Source organism: Rathayibacter sp. VKM Ac-2804 (assembly GCF_009866655.1).
Lineage (GTDB): Bacteria > Actinomycetota > Actinomycetes > Actinomycetales > Microbacteriaceae > Rathayibacter.
The window spans coordinates 1,180,108-1,196,536 of record NZ_CP047420.1; the positions used below are offsets into that span (position 1 = coordinate 1,180,108).

Here is a 16,429-nt window from a genome sequence, read left to right on the forward strand (position 1 = left end):
TCGCCGCGGGAGCGCCCCCGCGCGCGATTAGGATCGAGCGCATGTGTGGAATCGTTGGATACGTCGGCGCGCGCGACAGCCTGGCCGTGCTGCTCGGGGGACTGAAGCGACTGGAGTACCGCGGGTACGACTCCGCCGGTGTGGCCGTGATCGACGCCGACGGCCGGATCGACAGCCGCAAGCGCTCCGGCAAGCTCAGCGTCCTGGTCGACGACCTCGAGGCGCACCCGATGGCGCAGGGCACGACCGGCATCGGGCACACCCGCTGGGCGACGCACGGCGGCCCGACCGACCGCAACGCGCACCCGCACCTCGCGGACGACGGGCGCCTGGCCGTCATCCACAACGGCATCATCGAGAACTTCCAGCCGCTCAAGGAGGAGCTGCTCGCGGAGGGCGCGGTCTTCGAGAGCGAGACCGACACCGAGGTCGCCGCGCACCTGATCGCGCGGGAGCACCGTCGCACCGGCGACCTGGTGCTCGCCTTCCAGGCCGTCGTCGCCCGCCTCGAGGGCGCGTTCACGCTCCTCGCGCTGCACCAGGACCAGCCGGGTGTCGTCGTGGGCGCCCGCCGCAACTCGCCGCTCGTGATCGGCCTCGGCGACGGGGAGAACTTCCTCGGCTCCGACGTCGCCGCGTTCGTCGAGTTCACCCGCCGCGCAGTCGCGATCGGGCAGGACCAGATCGTCACGATCACGCCCGAACTCGTCACCGTCACCGACTTCTTCGGCAACCCCGTCGAGACCGAGCCGTTCGAGATCGCCTGGGACGCGTCCGCCTCCGAGAAGGGCGGCTGGTCGAGCTTCATGGCCAAGGAGATCAGCGAGGGCCCGGAGGCCGTCGCCAAGACGCTGCTCGGCCGCCTCCAGGACGGCGTGGTCGTGCTGCCCGAGCTCGCGGCGCTCGACGCCACCCTCGCGGACATCGACCGCATCACCGTGATCGCCTGCGGCACCGCCGCCTACTCCGGCATGGTCGCGAAGTACGCGATCGAGAAGTGGGCGCGCGTGCCCGTCGAGGTCGAGCTGAGCCACGAGTTCCGCTACCGCGACCCGGTGCTGACGCCGCGCACGCTGGTCGTCTCGATCAGCCAGTCCGGCGAGACCATGGACACGCTGATGGCCGTGAAGTACGCCCGGGAGAAGGGCGCCAAGACGCTCTCCGTCTGCAACACCCAGGGGGCGACGATCCCGCGCGAGTCCGACGCCGTGCTCTACACCCACGCCGGTCCGGAGGTCGCGGTCGCCTCGACCAAGGCGTTCGTCGCGCAGATCGCGGCGCTGTACCTCTTCGGTCTGCACCTGGCCGCGGTCCGCGGTGCGGCCTCGCCCGAGCTGATCGCCTCGCAGGCCGCGCAGCTCGCGGCCATCCCGGAGAAGCTCTCGCGCGTGCTGGACGCCTCGGAGGCGATCGCCCAGCTCGCCGGCTGGATGGCGGACACCCGCGCGGTGCTCTTCCTCGGCCGCCACGTGGGCTACCCGGTGGCCCTCGAGGGCGCGCTCAAGCTCAAGGAGCTGGCCTACATCCACGCCGAGGGCTTCGCCGCGGGCGAGCTGAAGCACGGGCCGATCGCGCTGATCGAGCCGGGACAGGTCGTCTTCGTCATCGTGCCGAGCCCGAGCGAGTCGTACGAGCTGCAGCGCAAGGTGATCTCGAACATCCAGGAGATCAAGGCGCGCGGCGCCCGGGTCATCGCGATCGCGGAGCAGGGCGATGCCGCCGCCATCCAGATCGCCGACGAGGTCGTGCCGATCCCGCTGGCCGACCCGCTGTTCGAGCCGCTGCTCGCCGTCACGCCGCTGCAGATGTTCGCGATGGAGCTCGCCTCCGCCAAGGGCCTCGACGTCGACCAGCCGCGCAACCTCGCCAAGTCGGTCACGGTCGAGTGACCCTGCCGTGATCGTCGGGATCGGCGTGGACGTGGTGGATCTCGCGCGCTTCGAGCGGGCGATCACGCGCACCCCGCGACTGCGGGAGCGGTTGTTCGCCGAGAGCGAACGCGATCTCCCGACGGCGTCGCTGGCGGGGCGGTTCGCGGCCAAGGAGGCGCTGATCAAGGCGCTCGGCGACTCGGCGGGTGCGCGCTGGCACGACATGGTGGTCGAGCGCGACGAGCACGGGAACCCCTCCTTCGCCCTGCACGGGGCGGCCCGCGCGGCGGCCGAGTCGCGGGGGATCGTCCGCGTGCACCTCTCGATGAGCCACGACGCCGGCGTCGCCTGCGCGTTCGTGGTGGCCGAGTCGTGATCGCGCCGCTCGCCTACCGCGAGGCGCTGATCGACCTGGACGCCGTCGCGGCGAACACGGCGCGGCTCCGGGCGCTGACGGCCGCACCCCGGCTGATGGCGGTCGTCAAGGCGAACGCCTACGGACACGGCGCGCTCGCGGTGGCGCAGGCGGCGCTCGCCGGCGGGGCGGACGCGCTCGGCACCGCCGATCTCGAGGAGGCGGTGGCGCTCCGCGAGGCCGGGATCCTCGCGCCTGTGCTCTGCTGGCTGCACGACCCCGAGCAGGACTTCGACACCGCCCTCGAGCACGGCATCGAGGTCGCCGTGTCCTCGGTCGCGCAGCTCGACCGGCTCGCGCAGGCCGCCGAGGACCGCGGCGTGCGCGGCGCGGTGCAGCTGAAGGTCGACACCGGTCTGAGCCGCAACGGGGCGCCGGAGGCGGAGTGGGCGCCGCTCGCGCAGTCGCTCGCCCGGCACGCGGCGCGCGGCTCGCTGCAGCTCACCGGTCTGTTCTCGCACCTCTCGAACACCTCGCGCGAGGAGGACCTGGCGCAGCTCGCGGGACTGCGCCGGGCGGAGGAGGTGCTGCGCGCGCACGGGACGCCGGCGCCGCTGGTGCATCTCGCCGCGACGGCCGCCGCGCTCCGCCTGCCGGAGGCGCGCCTGGACCAGGTGCGCACCGGCATCGGCGTGTACGGGCTGTCGCCGTTCGACGACGAGACGTCCCTCGGGCTCGGCCTGGTGCCGGCGATGACTCTGCAGGGCCGCGTCGCCGGACTGCGCCGGGTTCCCGCCGGAACGGGGGTCAGCTACGACTACGCCTACCGGGCCGCCGGCGAGACGACGCTCGCGCTGGTGCCGTTCGGCTACGCGGACGGGATCCCGCGCGCCGCGTCCGGTGTCGCCGAGGTGTCGATCGGCGGGCGCCGCCACCGCATCGCCGGACGGGTCGCGATGGACCAGTTCGTGGTCGACGTCGGCGACGCTCGCGTCGCGGTCGGCGACCCGGTGACCCTCTGGGGCGACCCGACCACCGGCGTCCCGTCGGTCGACGAGTGGGCGCGCTGGTGCGGGACGATCAACTACGAGCTGGTCACCCGGATCGGGCACCGCGTCCCGCGCAGGACGGTCGGCGGCCCCGCGGGAGGCGCCCGTGCCTGAGCGCGGCTGGTTCGCCGACCGCACCGTCGAGATCGCGGATCCGGAGGCGATGGAGGAGCTCGGCCGCTCCCTCGGGCAGGTGCTGCGCGCCGGCGACCTGCTGGTGCTGACCGGGCCGCTCGGCGCGGGCAAGACGACCTTCACCCGCGGCCTCGGTGACGGGCTCGGCGTGCGCGGGCCGGTCACCAGCCCGACCTTCGTGATAGCGCGGACGCATCCTCCGCTGCACGGCGGGCCGCCGCTCGTGCACGTGGACGCCTACCGCGTCGGCTCCGCCGTGGAGCTGGACGATCTCGATCTCGACCTCGAGCACTCGGTCGTCGTGGTGGAGTGGGGCGCCGGGCTGCTCGACGGCGTGGCGGAGTCGTGGCTCGACGTCGTCCTCGAGCGTCCGACCGGCGGCTCCGACGCCGAGGACGGCGAGGAGCCGATCGAGCCGCGCACGGTGCGCTTCCGCGGCACGGGCTGGTCCTGACCGCTCTGCTCACGGCGGGTCCCGAGACGCCGCTGCGCGGCTGCTCGACCAGCACAGGGAGCGCCGCAGGCTCCGCGGCCGGTGCCCCGTCGCCCGCGGGTAGCCTGTCAGGGTGCTGCTCGCGATCGACACCTCCTCCGGTACCTCCGTCGCCGTCGTCGGCACCGACGGCGTGGTCCGCGCCGAGCGCACCGAGACCGACACCATGCGGCACGCCGAGGTCGTCGGCCGGCTGATCCAGGAGGCCCTCGAGGCGGCGGGCGTCGGCCCCGACGCGATCGCGGCCGTCGCCGTGGGCATGGGCCCCGGCCCCTTCACGGGCCTCCGAGTCGGCATCGCCGCGGCCCGCGCCTTCGCGTTCGGCCGCGACGTGCCCACCCTCCCGGTCGTCTCGCACGACGCGGTCGCGCTCGGCGCGCTGCGCCACGGCCGCGCCGACGGCTTCCTCGTCGTCACCGACGCGCGCCGCCGCGAGCTCTACTGGAGTGCCTACGCCGGCCTCGACGAGCAGGGCCTCCCCGTCCGCACCGCCGGACCCGGCCTCGACAAGCCGCCGGCGCTGCCCTTCCCCGAGCTGCCCCGCCTCGAGGCGGAGACGGTGTCCGCCGCCGAGCTGGGCGTGGTCGCCGCTCTCACCCGCGCGGCCGGCCGCGCTCCCGCGGCGGACGAGCCGCTCTACCTCCGCTCGCCCGACGTCACGCTCTCGGCCGGCCCGAAGCGGGTCACCGCGTGAGCGCCGAGCTGCGCGACGCCACCGTCGACGACCTCGACGCGATCATGGCGATCGAGGAGTCGGAGTTCACCAGCGACGCGTGGTCGCGCACGATGATGCGCGAGGAGATCCGGAGCCGGCACACCCGCTACCTCGTCGCCGAGGACGCGGGCGAGCTGGTCGGCTACGCCGGGCTCCTCTGCCCGGTCGGCGCGCACGAGGGCGACGTGCAGACCATCGCGGTGCTCGCCTCCGCCCGCCGCACGGGGCTCGGTCGACGCCTGCTGCGCGCCCTCGTCGCCACCGCCGCCGAGCGCGGCGCCCGCGAGGTCTTCCTCGAGGTCCGCGCCGACAACCCCGCCGCCCAGTCGCTCTACCGCTCGGAGGGCTTCGAGGAGATCGGGGTCCGCCCCGCCTACTACCAGCCCGACGGGGTCGACGCGCTCGTGATGCGCGCGCCGATCCCCGCCCCTCGACAGGAGTCGTCATGACCGCCGGTCCGCTCGTCCTCGGCATCGAGACCAGCTGCGACGAGACCGGGATCGGCATCGTCCGCGGCACGACGCTGCTCGCCAACACCATCGCCTCGTCGATGGAGGAGCACGCCCGCTACGGCGGCGTGGTGCCCGAGGTCGCCGCCCGCGCGCACCTCGAGGCGCTCGAGCCGACGCTGCGCACGGCGCTCGCCGAGGCCGGCGTCTCGCTGCAGGAGCTGGACGCGATCGCGGTCACGAGCGGCCCCGGCCTGTCGGGCGCGCTGATGGTCGGCGTCGGCGCAGCGAAGGCGCTGGCGGTCTCGCTGGGGAAGCCGCTCTACGCCGTCAACCACCTCGTCGGGCACGTCGGCGCCGACGTCCTGCGCGCCGACGGCAGCACCGGCAGCCCGGTGGAGGTGCCGACGATCGCGCTGCTCGTCTCGGGCGGGCACACGTCGCTCCTGCACGTGCGCGACCTCGTCTCGGACGTCGAGCTGCTCGGCGAGACCATCGACGACGCGGCCGGCGAGGCGTTCGACAAGGTCGCGCGCGTGCTCGGCCTGCCCTACCCCGGCGGCCCGCAGATCGACCGCGTCGCCGCCGATGGCGATCCGAAGGCGATCCGCTTCCCGCGCGGCCTCACCCTCCCCAAGGACCGGGAGAAGCACCGCTACGACTTCTCCTTCTCGGGGCTCAAGACCGCGGTCGCGCGCTGGGTGGAGAAGCGCCAGGACGTCGGCGAGGAGGTCCCGATCGCCGACGTCGCCGCCAGCTTCCGCGAGGCGGTGGCGGATGTGCTCCTGACCAAGGCGGTCGCGGCCTGCGTCGACCGCGGGGTGCCGCGGCTGCTGCTCGGCGGGGGAGTGGTCGCCAACACCCGTGTCCGCGAGCTGGCCGAGGAGCGCTGCTCGGCGGCGGGCATCGCTCTGCGGATCCCCGCGCTGTCGCTCTGCACGGACAACGGCGCGATGATCGCCGCCCTCGGCGCCCAGCTGATCGAGGCCGGACACCCTCCGTCGAGCCTCTCCTTCGGTGCCGATTCGACGCTGCCCGTCACCGAGATCCAGGTCCGCTGATCGGGCTACCGCACCGTCGCGCTGTGTCACAAGCACCGTCCAGCCTTTTGACAGCCCAGCGGGGACACTGCCACAGTGAGCCCACTCACTCGTTCCTGATCAAGGGGGATCCGCCATGACCACTCCGTACACGCCCGCGTCCGACCGCTACAACATCCTGGCGATCATCGGCTTCATCGCCTCGTTCTTCGTCTCGATCGTCGGCATCGTCCTCGGCTTCATCGCCCTGTCGCAGATCAAGCGGACCGGCGAGCGCGGTCGCGGCCTCGCCATCGCCGCTGTCGTGATCGGCTTCGTCGCCATCATCGTCACCATCATCTCCGTCGTCGCCCTGTTCTCGATCGCGGGACTGGCGAGCACGACGACGGACTACTGATCGACAGCGTCCCGCGCCCCACCGGGCGGGACGTGACGTGCTCGAGGAGGGCGACGTGAACGACGACACCACCGGCGATCCGGCAGCGGGGTCGGCGGCACCGCCGCCGCGGTACGCGCCGCCCTCCGTCCCGCCGTCGCCGGAGTACGCGCCCCCGACGGAGCGGCCGGAGGCGGCGGGAACCGGGGAATCCGGCTCCGCCGTCGCGCCCGACGGGTCTGCCGACGGCGACGGCCGCCCCGGTGCCCCCGCACCGCGCCCGCCGCTGAACGGCCTGGCCGTCGCCGCCCTGATCTGCGGCATCCTCGGTCTCGCCCCCGCCGCGATCGTCCTCGGTCACGTCGGCTTCGCCCAGGCGCGCCGCTCGGGGCAGCGCGGCCGCGGACTCGCGATCGCCGGCTTCCTCCTCGGCTACCTCGCGCTCGTGCTGCTGCTCGTCGGCGCTCTGGCCTACTCGGCCTTCGTCGGCGGGCTCCGGACGGACGGCTACCTCCCGGCCTGAGCCGGGCGGCGACCTCGTCCTAGACTTCGAGGCATGAGCGACAGCAGCCAGCCCGGTTCCGACGACCGACCGGGTCGCCCTCCCGTCCCCCCTGCTCCTCCCGTGCCCCCGGCGCCCCCGACCCCGCCCGCGTACTCCGCCGGAGCCCCGGCGGCCCCCGGCCAGGGCGTTCGCGACACCCCGCCGCCCGCCTACGGGACGCCGCTCCCGCCGGCCCCGACCGCCGCGCCGCCGCAGTACGCCTACGTCCCGGCCCCCACGACGGTGCCCAAGACGCTGAGCCTCACCGGCATGATCCTCGGCATCGTGGGCCTGGTGATCTCGATCTTCGGCTGGGGCTTCGGCTTCATCCTCTCGGCGCCCGCGATCGTGCTCGGCTTCCTCGGTCGCCGTCGCGAGCCGGGTGCCCGCGGTCTCGGGCTGACCGCGATCATCACCGGCATCGCCGGCGTCGTGATCTCGCTGATCTACCTGGCCGTCACGATCGTGCTCCTCGTGCTCGCGCTGGACGCGGCGAGCTCCCCCGGCGGGCTCTAGGCGGCAGCGGTCGGTCTCAGGACACGCGCTCGGCCAGCAGGGCGCGGTGGCGCCCCTGGATCCTCGTGAGGATCAGGACGGCGCTGCCCCGCCCCGCGAGGCCGAGCCTCCTGCGGAAGCGTGCGGGATCGACGTCGACCCCGCGCTTCTTGATCTCCAGGACTCCGATGCCGCGGGCGCGCAGCTCGCGCGCGAGGGTGCGCTCGTCCAGGGGCAGCTCCGCGAGCACGCGGAAGCTGCGGAGGAACGGCGAGACGGCCGGCTCGTCACCCGTGAGGTAGGCGATGCCCGGCGAGAGCATGCGCGAGCCGCTGGTGCGGGCCAGCTCGCCGAGCAGGCGCGCGCGGATGGCCGACCCGTCCGGCTCGTGGACGAAGGCGCCGAGGTCGCCCACCTCCTCGTCCTCGCTGTCGGCCGGCGCGGTGAGCTCGACGGCGCCGGTCGCCCCGAGCAGGAGCGCGGAGCGGCGCACGCCCGGCCGGGCCAGCGGACCGAACCAGAGCCCCGTCTCGACCAGCTCGCCGTCGACCGACACCCACTGCGCCTCCGCGTCCGCGGGGATCCGCTCGCGGTCGAAGCCCGGCCCGAGCTTCACGCCGACGGGCCGCGCCTCCGCCAGCCCGAAGGCGAAGTCGAGCGAGGGCGAGTAGTCGTCGGGATCGTCGAGGCGCCGGGTCTCCCGGTGGCCGGCGGTGCGGCGGGCCGGATCGAGGTAGACGGCGTCGAAGCCGTCCAGGTCGAACGCCTCGGCGTCGCCGTGCACGGCCTGCGCGGAGGGGAACGGGGCGAGATTGAAGCTGGCCAGGGTGGCGGTGATCTCGTCCGAGTCGACGGCGGTGACCTCGAGGTCGATGGCCGCCATCGCCAGGGCGTCGCCGCCGATGCCGCTGCCGAGGTCGGCGATGCGGGTGAGGCCGGCGGAGGAGAACCGGCCGGCGTGCAGCGCCGCGACCCGGAGCCGGGTGGCCTGCTCGAGTCCGGCGTCGGTGAAGAGCATCGACCGCGCGAACTCGCCGAACTTCCCGGTGGCCTTCGCGCGCAGCCGCGCCTGGGTCAGCACGGCCGAGACCAGGCCGGGGGAGTGGCCCGCGGAGCGGAGCGTCGCGACGGCGCGCACCAGGTCGTCCGCGCGGTAGCCGTCGAGCGAGTCGAGGAGCCGGAGGCCCTCGGGGGAGAGGAGCTCGACCAGCTCGGCGCGTTGCATCCGGCCATGCTAGGCCACCGTCTCCGACCGTCGCGGCGCGCCTGCCTGGCACTCTGATTGCACGAGTGCCAGCGGAGCCTCTACAGTGGAGCTAGCACTCTCGGAGCGTGTCTGCCAACGGCGGCGCTCCGCCCCCGTCGTCGTCAAGAAAGAGGTCAACCGTGTCGGTGTCCATCAAGCCGCTCGAAGATCGCATCGTCATCAAGCAGGTCGAGGCCGAGCAGGTCACTGCTTCCGGTCTCGTCATCCCCGACACCGCCAAGGAGAAGCCCCAGGAGGGCGAAGTCGTCGCCGTCGGCCCCGGCCGCATCGACGACAACGGCAACCGCGTCCCGCTCGACGTGGCCGTCGGTGACAAGGTCATCTACTCCAAGTACGGCGGAACCGAGGTCAAGTTCGGTGGAGACGACCTCCTGGTCCTCTCCGCTCGCGACGTCCTCGCGGTCGTCGTCCGCTAGAGACGGATCCCCGAAGGGCCCGGCGACGACAGTCGCCGGGCCCTTCGTCGTCCAGCGCAGTGGGCCCGGCGACGGGAGTCGCCGGGCCCTTCGTCGTGCGCCCGCGGTCCTCTTCGCAACCGGTGGCCTGATCCTGACGTCGGGTGACCGTTCCGGGCGGTCGGCGGGTCCGCGTCCTGCGTAGCATCGGACGGGTGCCCGCCTCCCGCCTCCCCGCCGACCCCGCCTCGCCGACGACGAGCGACGCCGCGGCCGGCGAGGGCGTCGAGGCGCTCCCGGTGAAGGGCTCCGGTGGAGCGCTGTCGTCGACCGGCCTGTGGTTCGGCTTCTCCGCCTACCTGCTGTGGGGCGCGATGCCGCTCTACTTCATCGCGATGGCGCCCGCCTCGCCGTTCGAGATCGTCGCGCTGCGGGTGCTCTTCTCGCTGGTCTTCTGCCTGCTCCTGCTGACGGTGACCCGCAGCTGGCACGGCTTCACGGTCCTCTTCCGCGAGCCGAGGCTGCTGGGCGTGATGGCGATCGCCGGCGTGCTGATCTACATCAACTGGCAGGTCTACGTCATCGCGACGACCACCGGCCACGTGATCGAGGCGGCGCTGGGCTACTTCATGAACCCGCTCGTGACGGTGCTGCTCGGCGTGATCGTGCTCCGCGAGCGGCTCCGCCCGGCGCAGTGGGTCGCGATGGGGATCAGCGCCGTCGCCGTCCTCGTCATCGCCGTCGGCTACGGCTCCTTCCCCTGGGTCTCGCTGGCGCTCGCGTTCTCCTTCGGCCTCTACGGCCTGGTGAAGAGCCGCGTCGGCGGACGGATGGACGCGGTGAGCGGCCTCACGCTCGAGACGCTCTGGCTCACGCCGCTCGCGATCGTGCAGCTGCTGGTGGTCGGCTCGATGGTCGGGCTGACGCTCGGCACCGAGGGGACGGGGCACGCGCTCATCCTCGCCTCGGCCGGCATCGTCACCGCCGTCCCGCTGCTGCTCTTCGCCGGGGCGGCACGGCGACTCCCGCTCTCGATCGTCGGCTTCATCCAGTACCTGACGCCGGTGCTGCAGTTCGTCGTCGGCGCGTTCGTCCTGCACGAGGAGATGCCGCCGGAGCGCTGGGTCGGGTTCGCGCTGGTCTGGGCGGCCCTGGCGATCTTCTCAGTCGACCTCGTCTCGGCCGAGCGCCGGAGGCGCCGCGCGACGGCCCGACCTGCGGATCGCGTCGCCGCAGAGCGCTCCCACGACGAAAAGTAACGATCAGGTCGCGAAACGCATCTGAAACACCCCCGTATTGTTCACGGCTTCTCCGAAGGTTAGGTTGGCCGAGCGGTTGCCTCCGGCGCCGCTCCCACGACAGAACCTCTCAAGGAGAAACATGCGCGTTCACGCGAAGGCCGGGACGGCCCGTACGCGATCCCTCCGGGCGACCCTCGGCGGCGTCGCCTTCCTGGGCGCCAGCGCTCTCGTCCTCGCCGGTTGCGCCAGCGGCGGCGGCGGAGACGCGGGCACCGACGGCGGCGAGTCCGGCGACCTGTCCCTCAAGATCGGCACGATCCTCCCGCAGACGGGCACCCTGGCCGTCCTCGGCCCGCCCGAGATCGCGGGCGTCGACCTCGCCGTCAAGGACATCAACGACGCCGCTGCCGGCCTCACCATCGACGTCGAGCAGAAGGACTCGGGCGACACCACGACCGACATCGCGACCCAGTCCGCGACCTCGCTCATCGCCGACGGCGCGAGCGTCATCATCGGCGCGGCCTCCTCGGGCGTCTCGAAGACGTTCATCGACCAGGTGACCCAGGCGGGCGTCGTCCAGATCTCGCCGGCCAACACCTCGCCGGACTTCACCACCTACGACGACGACGGCTACTACTGGCGCACCGCTCCCTCGGACGTGCTCCAGGGCCGCATCCTCGGCAACAAGATCCTCGGCGACGGCAAGACCAACGTCTCGATCCTGTACCTGAACGACGCGTACGGCACCGGCCTCGAGTCGAACATCAAGGAGACCCTCGAGGCGGGCGGCGCGACCGTCGCGGCCGAGGAGATCTTCGAGCCGGCCTCGACCGACTTCAACTCGGCGCTGACCTCGCTGCTCGCCCCGAACCCGGACGCGCTCGTCGTGATCTCCTTCGACGAGATCACCACGATCGCGGAGCAGCTGGCCGCCAAGGGCTTCGACTTCGCGAACCTGTACGGCACGGACGGCAACTACGGCGTCATCACCGACGCGGACACCAACGTCGACATCGCCGGTGCGCAGTTCACCAACCCCGGTGTGCAGGCGTCGGACGAGTTCCAGTCGAACCTCCAGGCCCTCGTCGAGGAGCAGGGGAACGACGCGCTGACGGTGTTCAGCTACGCCCCCGAGTCGTACGACGCCACGGTGCTCGCCGCTCTCGCCGCTCTCGCGGGCGGTGCGACGGACGGTGCGACCATCCGCGACAACCTGCAGGACGTCTCGACCGAGGGCACGAAGTGCACCACGTTCGCCGACTGCGCCACGATGCTCGCCGACGGTGAGGACATCGACTACGACGGCCTCTCCGGCCCGATCTCGTGGGACGAGAACGGCGACCCGACCGAGGCGTCGGTGTCGATCTACAAGTACGGCACCGGCAACGTCACCTCGTTCGAGGAGACCGTCGACGGCTCGCTGAACTAGCACCCCGCTCGCGGCTCCGGCCGTGACGCGCGAAGGGGCCCGGTCATCCGACCGGGCCCCTTCGTCGTGCCCGGGGTCTCGATACGCCGCTGCGCGGCTACTCGACCAGCATGAAGCGCCGGCTTCCCGTCGCGGTGGAGCGAGTGCTCGAGGAGGGCGAGCCGCCTGATGCCGGAGGGGAGGCAGGCCGCCCCATGCCGGAGAGGAGGCGGGCCGCCCCATGCTGATCGAGTGGCCCTCGGAGAGGGCGTATCGAGATCCACCACCGGACGATCGTGGGTCCCCGCTCCGTCCCTCCCGGGGCCGCACACTGCAGCGAGCGCGCGCCCCCGAGGGGACGCGCGCTCGCTCAGAGCTCGGTGCGGCTCAGGAGGCGCGCAGCAGCTCGGCCTCCTGGGCCAGGCGGTAGGTCACGAACGAGCGGCTGTAGTTGCGGCGCTTGCCGCCGGTGGTCTCGGCGATCACGACCTGCGCGTAGACGCCGACGACGGACCAGCGCTCGTAGTCGCCGATCGCGCCGGTGCCGAAGGTCGCGCCGAGGGCGACGGGGGCGGGGGTGTAGCTCTTCATGGGTCGGCTCCTTCGAAGACGGGGACCGCGGCGCCGGAGGGGGCCGCGGAAGAGGGCAGGAGTCGGTGCCGAGGAGGCCGGGATCCGCCCCCTGATCAGGTGGGGAGGACTCGGGCGGAGCCGCGGGCGCCGACGTTTCTTGTCCCCAAAATTACGGCACGACGCCCTCCTGACCGGCCCTCGGAAGGGGGACGTGGGCGGAGAGAGAGACTCGGTGTCCCGGAGGTCCCCCAGGTCACTCCCAGTGGCAGGAGTCCCGGGCGATGAAGCGGTAGAGCGCTCCTCTCACGGCGTCGGAGACCCCGATCGCGACGACGCCCGACGTGCCGTCGTCGAGGGTGACGGCGACCGGGAGGAACGTCCCGCGCTTGTCCTCCGAGACGGTGTGCGTGCTGCAGTTGCTCGGCACGATCGCGAGGTCGACGCGGGTCGCCGCAGTGCCGGAGTCGACGCGCACGCCGACGGGCCAGGCGTCCTCGCCGGAGGCCGGGCGGAGCAGGATCGTGCGCCCGATCGATGCGATGGAGACGCCGCCGTCCGCCCCCGTCGGCGTCAGGGTCAGTCCGAGGTACGCGACGGGCGTCCCGCTCTCCTGAGCGACCGCGACGGCGTCTCCGGGCACGATCGAGACGACCTCCGCCACCCGCTGCGCGAGGCAGTCCTCGGCGTGGATGCGCGGCAGGCTGCCGAGCGGATCGTTCGGCGCGATCAGCGCCGTCCCCGAGACCTCGCCCTGCGTGAAGGCCACTCGCACCTGGGCCTCCGCACCGGTGCCGGTGCAGTCGGGCGGGGCGAGCTGCAGCCGGAGCGCGGTCGTCGTCCCCGGACGCACGGTGGTCGGGCCGTCAGTGCCGGCCGCCTCGGTGAAGGCGGGGGAGTCGAGCCGCGCCTCCCAGACGTCGAGCGGCTCGGTCGAGCCGTTCGTCACCAGGACCTCGAGCCGTCGAGGGCCGTAGTCGTCGCGGTTCTGCTGCACGCCCACGGAGACGCCCTCCGGCAGCTCGGAGACGGGGCCGGACCCGCAGCCCGTGAGGAGCCCCGTCGCGACCACGACGGCGAGCACGGCGGCGGTGCGGCGCATCCGGTCCTCCTCCTCGACGACGACGGGGCCCGCCGCCGCCGGAGCGGCGGACGACGGGCCCCGGAGGGTGCGGCGGGATCAGCCGCCGACGGTGGGCGTGCTCGTGGTGACCTCGTTGGTCGTCGCGAGCGTGCCGAGGTAGAGCTCGATCACCTTCGGGTCGTTCATCAGCTCGCGGCCGGGGCCCTCGTAGGCGTCGCGGCCCTGGTCGAGCACGTAGCCGCGGTCGCAGATCTGCAGGGCGCGACGGGCGTTCTGCTCGACGATCATGATCGAGACGCCGGCGCGGTTGATCCGCTGGACGTTGACGAACGTCTCGTCCTGGCGCATCGGCGAGAGCCCGGCGCTCGGCTCGTCGAGCAGCAGCATCGACGGGTCCATCATCAGCGCCCGCGACATCGCGACCATCTGGCGCTCGCCGCCCGAGAGGGAGCCCGAGCGCTGCTTGAGGCGCTTGGTCAGCTCGGGGAAGAGCTCCGTGACGAACTCGAGGCGCTCCTTGAACCGCTTCGGCTTCTGGTACATGCCCATCTCGAGGTTCTCCTCGATGGTGAGCGACGGGAAGACGTTGTTGTTCTGCGGCACGAAGCCGACGCCCTTCGAGACCAGCTTGTCGGCCTTGAAGCCGGTGATGTCCTCGCCGTTGAGCAGGACCGTGCCCTGGCGGATGTTCACCAGCCCGAACATCGCCTTGAGCAGCGTGGACTTGCCGGCGCCGTTGGGGCCGATGATGCCGACGAGCTCGCCCTTCTTCACGTAGACGTTCGACCCGTTCAGGATGTTGACTCCCGGCACGTACCCCGCGTGGAGGTCGTGCGTCTCGAGCGTGTTCTGGGTCACTTCTCGTCCTTTCCGAAGTCGACGGCGGGAGCGTCGGTCGTCGGCGCGATGCTCGTCGGGGCGCCGTCCGCGGGGGCGGCCGTCGCGGGGGCGCCCGTCGCGGGGGCGGTGCTCGCGGCGTGCGCGACGGCGGGGGAGGGCGCAGCGGTGGCCGCGGCGTCGTGGTGCGGGGTCACCGCGACACCGGCCGCCTCGGCCCGCTTCTCGACGTCCTCGCGGACCAGGTCCGAGTCCATCTCCTCCGCGACCTCGAGCTGGCCCTCGATCGTGCCGAGGTCGGTGTCGTGGTGGGCGCCGAGGTAGGCGTCGATGACCGCGGGGTCGTTCATCACGGTCGAGGGCGGACCCTCTGCGACGACCTTGCCCTCGGCCATCACGATCACCCAGTCGGCGATCGTGTTGACCATGTGCATGTCGTGCTCGACGAAGAGCACGGTCATGCCCTCGTCCTTCAGATTGACGATGTGCCCGAGCAGCGACTGCGTCAGTGCGGGGTTCACGCCCGCCATCGGCTCGTCGAGCATGACCAGCTCGGGCTCCGACATCAGCGCGCGCGCCATCTCGAGCAGCTTCTTCTGTCCGCCGGAGAGGCTCGACGCGTAGTCGTCCTTCTTGGTGTCGAGCTTGAACTTCTCGAGCAGCCGGATGGCCCGGGTCTCGATCGACTCCTCCTCCTTCGACCACAGCGGCCGGATGAGCGACGTGAGGATGTTCTCGCCCTTCTGGCCCTTGGCGCCGAGGAGCATGTTCTCGAGCACCGTCATGCCGCCGAGGGCCTTGGTGAGCTGGAAGGTGCGCACCATGCCCATCCGCGACACCTTGTACGCCGGGACGTTGGCGAGGTTCTTGCCCTTGAAGTTCCAGCGCCCGGTGTTGGGCTTGTCGAAGCCCGTCAGCAGGTTGAAGAACGTGGTCTTGCCGGCGCCGTTCGGGCCGATCAGGGCTGTGATCGAGCCGCGCGGGATCTCGACGTGGGCGACGTCGACCGCGGTGAGGCCGCCGAAGCGGCGGCTGACGCCGTCGGCGACGAGGATGGGGTCCTTCTTCGTGACCCCGGGGACGATTTCCTGCTCGGTGATGTCCGAGACCGGCGTTTTAGGCAAAGTGCAGATCCTTCTTCTTGCCGAAGATGCCCTGGGGTCTGAAGATCACCAGGAGCATGAGGGCCACACCCACCACGATGAACCGGATCGGTCCGGTCTGCACGGTGGTGAGCTTGATGAGGTCGTTGTTGAGGACCCCGGTGTCGATCCCGAGCGTGAGCAGTCCGTCGGTCAGACCGAGGACGACCCAGAAGATGATCGAGCCGACGACCGGTCCGAAGACCGTCGCGGCACCGCCCAGCAGCATGATCGTGTAGAGGAAGAACGTCAGCTGGGTGCCGTAGTTGTCGGGCTGCAGCGAGCGCGGCAGGATGAACAGCGCTCCGGCCAGGCCGCCCAGCACACCGCCGAGGATCAGGGCCTGGATCTTGTAGGAGAAGACGTTCTTGCCGAGCGAGCGCACGGCGTCCTCGTCCTCGCGGATGCCCTTGATGACGCGGCCCCAGGGGCTGCGCATCAGCAGGAAGACCAGCAGGCAGGCCAGGAGCACCAGGCTCCAGCCGACGATGCGGACCCACCACTGGTCCTGGTTGTAGGTGAGGATGCCGAGGCCGAAGCGCCCCTCGGGAAGCGGGTTGAGGTCGTTGAACGCCTTCGCCGCGCCGTTGATGCCCTCCGAGCCGCCGGTGACCGCCGAGAACTCGGGCGTCTTGACCGAGAGCCGGACGATCTCCGCCGCCGCGATGGTGACGATCGAGAGGTAGTCCGCCCGCAGTCTCAGCGTCGGGATGCCGAGGATGAGGGCGAAGAGGGTCGCCGCGACGATCGTCGCGAGCAGGGAGCCCCAGACGGGCCATTCGAACTTGACCGAGGTGATGGCGAAGGCGTAGCCGCCCACCGCCATGAAGCCGGCCTGGCCGAAGTTGAGGAGGCCGGTGAATCCGAAGTGGATGACCAGGCCGATCGTCGCGAGCGCGTAGGCGGCGACGGTGGGATCGACGATCTGCCCGATCGCCAGCCAGATGAAGTTGAGGTTCATGG

At 72.1% G+C, this 16,429-nt stretch carries 19 protein-coding genes; 13 read left to right on the forward strand and 6 right to left on the reverse strand.

The features are described from left to right. The first annotated feature begins 41 nt into the window (after window positions 1–41). The 10 genes from glmS (at window position 42) to GTU73_RS05580 (ending at window position 7,543) form a co-directional block, all read left to right on the forward strand. The gene (gene glmS / locus GTU73_RS05535; RefSeq protein WP_160087648.1) at window positions 42–1,889 is read left to right on the forward strand and encodes a glutamine--fructose-6-phosphate transaminase (isomerizing); all 1,848 of its coding nucleotides are present in this window, start codon (window positions 42–44) and stop codon (window positions 1,887–1,889) included. 7 nt (window positions 1,890–1,896) lie between these two features. Beyond that, on the forward strand, window positions 1,897–2,247 hold the full coding sequence (locus GTU73_RS05540) for a holo-ACP synthase (RefSeq protein ID WP_160087649.1): 351 nt from the start codon (window positions 1,897–1,899) through the stop codon (window positions 2,245–2,247). Further along, on the forward strand, window positions 2,244–3,389 hold the full coding sequence (gene alr, locus GTU73_RS05545; RefSeq protein WP_160087651.1) for an alanine racemase: 1,146 nt from the start codon (window positions 2,244–2,246) through the stop codon (window positions 3,387–3,389). Before GTU73_RS05540 ends, alr begins: the two co-directional genes overlap by 4 nt. A 49-nt stretch (window positions 3,390–3,438) precedes the next feature. Beyond that, a complete protein-coding gene (gene tsaE, locus GTU73_RS05550; protein ID WP_160091230.1) occupies window positions 3,439–3,864 on the forward strand; it encodes a tRNA (adenosine(37)-N6)-threonylcarbamoyltransferase complex ATPase subunit type 1 TsaE in 426 nt (141 codons plus the stop codon). 112 nt (window positions 3,865–3,976) lie between these two features. After that, the gene (tsaB, locus tag GTU73_RS05555; RefSeq protein ID WP_160087653.1) at window positions 3,977–4,597 is read left to right on the forward strand and encodes a tRNA (adenosine(37)-N6)-threonylcarbamoyltransferase complex dimerization subunit type 1 TsaB; all 621 of its coding nucleotides are present in this window, start codon (window positions 3,977–3,979) and stop codon (window positions 4,595–4,597) included. Then, entirely contained in the window at window positions 4,594–5,067 is a 474-nt protein-coding gene (gene rimI, locus GTU73_RS05560) for a ribosomal protein S18-alanine N-acetyltransferase (RefSeq protein WP_160087655.1), read from the forward strand. Before tsaB ends, rimI begins: the two co-directional genes overlap by 4 nt. Continuing rightward, complete coding sequence (gene tsaD / locus GTU73_RS05565; protein ID WP_160087657.1) at window positions 5,064–6,128, forward strand: tRNA (adenosine(37)-N6)-threonylcarbamoyltransferase complex transferase subunit TsaD; 1,065 nt, start codon at window positions 5,064–5,066, stop codon at window positions 6,126–6,128. Before rimI ends, tsaD begins: the two co-directional genes overlap by 4 nt. A gap of 115 nt (window positions 6,129–6,243) precedes the next feature. Then, window positions 6,244–6,504, forward strand: a complete 261-nt coding sequence (locus GTU73_RS05570) for a DUF4190 domain-containing protein (protein ID WP_160087659.1) — start codon at window positions 6,244–6,246, stop codon at window positions 6,502–6,504. Window positions 6,505–6,559: 55 nt separating this feature from the next. Next, window positions 6,560–7,006 carry a DUF4190 domain-containing protein gene (locus tag GTU73_RS05575; RefSeq protein WP_160087661.1) on the forward strand — a complete coding sequence of 149 codons (447 nt, stop codon included), beginning with the start codon at window positions 6,560–6,562 and terminating at the stop codon, window positions 7,004–7,006. Between the two features lie 102 nt (window positions 7,007–7,108). Next, window positions 7,109–7,543 (forward strand): DUF4190 domain-containing protein, encoded by a 435-nt coding sequence (locus GTU73_RS05580; protein ID WP_160087663.1) that lies wholly within the window; start codon window positions 7,109–7,111, stop codon window positions 7,541–7,543. Window positions 7,544–7,559: 16 nt separating this feature from the next. Here GTU73_RS05580 and GTU73_RS05585 read toward each other — a convergent pair whose 3' ends face one another. Further along, window positions 7,560–8,747, reverse strand: coding sequence for a class I SAM-dependent methyltransferase (locus GTU73_RS05585; protein WP_160087665.1), 1,188 nt, complete (start codon window positions 8,745–8,747; stop codon window positions 7,560–7,562). A gap of 161 nt (window positions 8,748–8,908) precedes the next feature. On the opposite strand from GTU73_RS05585, the gene groES reads away from it, so the two are divergent. The 3 genes from groES (at window position 8,909) to GTU73_RS05600 (ending at window position 11,854) form a co-directional block, all read left to right on the forward strand. Further along, window positions 8,909–9,205 (forward strand): co-chaperone GroES, encoded by a 297-nt coding sequence (gene groES / locus GTU73_RS05590; RefSeq protein WP_068251574.1) that lies wholly within the window; start codon window positions 8,909–8,911, stop codon window positions 9,203–9,205. Window positions 9,206–9,483: 278 nt separating this feature from the next. Further along, on the forward strand, window positions 9,484–10,443 hold the full coding sequence (rarD, locus tag GTU73_RS05595) for an EamA family transporter RarD (RefSeq protein ID WP_244231898.1): 960 nt from the start codon (window positions 9,484–9,486) through the stop codon (window positions 10,441–10,443). Between the two features lie 121 nt (window positions 10,444–10,564). Continuing rightward, a complete protein-coding gene (locus tag GTU73_RS05600) occupies window positions 10,565–11,854 on the forward strand; it encodes an ABC transporter substrate-binding protein (RefSeq protein WP_160087667.1) in 1,290 nt (429 codons plus the stop codon). Between the two features lie 366 nt (window positions 11,855–12,220). On the opposite strand, the gene GTU73_RS05605 is transcribed toward GTU73_RS05600, so the two are convergent. The 5 genes from GTU73_RS05605 to GTU73_RS05625 form a co-directional block, all read right to left on the reverse strand. After that, window positions 12,221–12,424 carry a hypothetical protein gene (locus tag GTU73_RS05605; protein ID WP_123445088.1) on the reverse strand — a complete coding sequence of 68 codons (204 nt, stop codon included), beginning with the start codon at window positions 12,422–12,424 and terminating at the stop codon, window positions 12,221–12,223. Window positions 12,425–12,659: 235 nt separating this feature from the next. Next, window positions 12,660–13,505 (reverse strand): hypothetical protein, encoded by an 846-nt coding sequence (locus GTU73_RS05610; protein ID WP_160087669.1) that lies wholly within the window; start codon window positions 13,503–13,505, stop codon window positions 12,660–12,662. A gap of 78 nt (window positions 13,506–13,583) precedes the next feature. After that, window positions 13,584–14,345, reverse strand: a complete 762-nt coding sequence (locus GTU73_RS05615) for an ABC transporter ATP-binding protein (protein WP_160087671.1) — start codon at window positions 14,343–14,345, stop codon at window positions 13,584–13,586. After that, window positions 14,342–15,448 (reverse strand): ABC transporter ATP-binding protein, encoded by a 1,107-nt coding sequence (locus GTU73_RS05620; RefSeq protein WP_160087674.1) that lies wholly within the window; start codon window positions 15,446–15,448, stop codon window positions 14,342–14,344. The genes GTU73_RS05615 and GTU73_RS05620 overlap by 4 nt, the downstream gene beginning before the upstream one ends. Continuing rightward, a complete protein-coding gene (locus tag GTU73_RS05625; protein WP_160087676.1) occupies window positions 15,441–16,427 on the reverse strand; it encodes a branched-chain amino acid ABC transporter permease in 987 nt (328 codons plus the stop codon). The genes GTU73_RS05620 and GTU73_RS05625 overlap by 8 nt, the downstream gene beginning before the upstream one ends. Between the last annotated feature and the right edge of the window lie 2 nt (window positions 16,428–16,429).

Coding starts and splice junctions, on each gene's coding strand:
- glmS (WP_160087648.1), top strand. CDS start 42: ATGTGTGGAATCGTTGGATACGTCGGCGCGCGCGACAGCCTGGCCGTG.
- GTU73_RS05605 (WP_123445088.1), bottom strand. CDS start 12,424: ATGAAGAGCTACACCCCCGCCCCCGTCGCCCTCGGCGCGACCTTCGGC.
- GTU73_RS05585 (WP_160087665.1), bottom strand. CDS start 8,747: ATGCAACGCGCCGAGCTGGTCGAGCTCCTCTCCCCCGAGGGCCTCCGG.
- tsaE (WP_160091230.1), top strand. CDS start 3,439: ATGGAGGAGCTCGGCCGCTCCCTCGGGCAGGTGCTGCGCGCCGGCGAC.
- GTU73_RS05570 (WP_160087659.1), top strand. CDS start 6,244: ATGACCACTCCGTACACGCCCGCGTCCGACCGCTACAACATCCTGGCG.
- GTU73_RS05600 (WP_160087667.1), top strand. CDS start 10,565: ATGCGCGTTCACGCGAAGGCCGGGACGGCCCGTACGCGATCCCTCCGG.
- tsaD (WP_160087657.1), top strand. CDS start 5,064: ATGACCGCCGGTCCGCTCGTCCTCGGCATCGAGACCAGCTGCGACGAG.
- GTU73_RS05625 (WP_160087676.1), bottom strand. CDS start 16,427: ATGAACCTCAACTTCATCTGGCTGGCGATCGGGCAGATCGTCGATCCC.
- GTU73_RS05610 (WP_160087669.1), bottom strand. CDS start 13,505: ATGCGCCGCACCGCCGCCGTGCTCGCCGTCGTGGTCGCGACGGGGCTC.